Origin of the sequence: Ensifer adhaerens (assembly GCF_002940685.1) — a bacterium.
Taxonomy (GTDB): Bacteria; Pseudomonadota; Alphaproteobacteria; order Rhizobiales; family Rhizobiaceae; genus Ensifer; species Ensifer adhaerens_E.
In genome coordinates this window covers 1-1,675 of sequence record NZ_PNFP01000050.1, presented here as the reverse complement: position 1 = coordinate 1,675, position 1,675 = coordinate 1, and the positions used below count along the sequence as shown (strand labels likewise).

Genomic DNA, 1,675 nt, shown 5'->3' with positions numbered 1-1,675 from the left:
GAACGCGAGAGCATGGAGTTCGACGTTGTGATCGTCGGCGCGGGGCCGGCCGGTCTTGCGGCGGCGATCCGGCTGAAACAGGTCAATCCGGAGCTTTCGGTGGTGGTGCTCGAAAAGGGCGCCGAGGTCGGGGCGCATATCCTCTCAGGCGCGGTCGTCGATCCCATCGGCATCGACCGGCTGCTGCCGGGCTGGCGCGAGGAGGCCGACCATCCGTTCAAGACCGAAGTGACGGACGACCACTTCCTGTTGTTGGGCCCCGCCGGCTCGATCCGCCTGCCGAACTTCCTGATGCCGCCGCTGATGAACAATCACGGCAACTACATCGTATCGCTTGGCAATGTCTGTCGCTGGCTGGCGACGAAGGCGGAGGAACTCGGCGTCGAGATCTATCCGGGCTTTGCCGCCACCGAAGTGCTCTACAACGACGAGGGTGCGGTCATCGGCGTTGCCACCGGCGACATGGGCATCGAGCGGAACGGCGAGCCGGGACCGAACTTCGCCCGCGGCATGGCGCTCTTGGGCAAATACACGCTGATCGGCGAGGGCGTGCGCGGTTCGCTCGCCAAGCAGCTGATCGCCAGGTTCGATCTCTCGAAGGATAGCGACGTCCAGAAGTTTGGCATCGGGCTCAAGGAACTCTGGCAGGTCAAGCCGGAAAACCATCGGCCGGGGCTGGTGCAGCACTCGTTCGGCTGGCCGCTCGGCATGAAGACCGGTGGCGGCTCGTTCCTCTACCACCTCGAAGACAACATGGTCGCCGTCGGCTTCGTCGTGCACCTCAACTACAAGAACCCCTATCTCTTCCCGTTCGAGGAGTTCCAGCGCTTCAAGACGCATCCGGCGATCCGCGGCACCTTCGAGGGCGGCAAGCGGCTTTCCTATGGGGCGCGCGCGATCACCGAGGGCGGCTACCAGTCGGTGCCGAAGCTGTCGTTCCCGGGTGGCGCGCTGATCGGCTGTTCGGCCGGTCTCGTCAACGTGCCGCGCATCAAGGGCAGCCACAACGCAGTCTTGTCCGGCATTCTCGCGGCGGAAAAACTGGCAGCGGCGATCGCCGCCGGCCGCGCCAATGACGAGCCGATCGAGATCGAACGCGGCTGGCGCGACAGCGCCATCGGCCAGGACCTGAAGCGGGTCAGGAACGTCAAGCCGCTGTGGTCGAAGTTCGGCACGGCGGTGGGCGTGGCGCTCGGCGGTCTCGACATGTGGACCAACCAGCTGTTCGGCTTCTCCTTCTTCGGCACGCTGAAGCACGGCAAGACCGACGCGCAGTCGCTCGAGCCGGCCGCCCAGCACCAGAAGATCGACTATCCGAAGCCGGATGGCGTGTTGACCTTCGACCGGCTGTCGTCGGTGTTCCTGTCGAACACCAACCACGAGGAAGACCAGCCGGTCCACCTCCAGGTGAAAGACATGGATCTGCAGAAGCGCTCCGAGCACGACATCTATGCCGGCCCGTCGACGCGCTACTGTCCGGCCGGGGTCTACGAATGGGTGGAGAAGGACGGCAAGGACACCTTCGTCATCAACGCGCAGAACTGCGTGCACTGCAAGACCTGCGACATCAAGGACCCGAACCAGAACATCAACTGGGTGCCGCCACAAGGAGGCGAAGGCCCGGTCTATCCGAACATGTAAGGTTCGGCAGGCGGGCCGCACGGACCTCCGTGAG

At 64.5% G+C, this 1,675-nt stretch carries 1 protein-coding gene; it reads left to right on the top strand.

Annotation, left to right across the window (positions count from 1 at the left end; genetic code table 11):
• Positions 1–1,641, top strand: a 1,641-nt coding sequence (locus tag C1A35_RS35555) for an electron transfer flavoprotein-ubiquinone oxidoreductase (RefSeq protein ID WP_104668907.1), incomplete at its 5' end; no start/stop codon positions are given.
• Positions 1,642–1,675 lie beyond the last annotated feature (34 nt).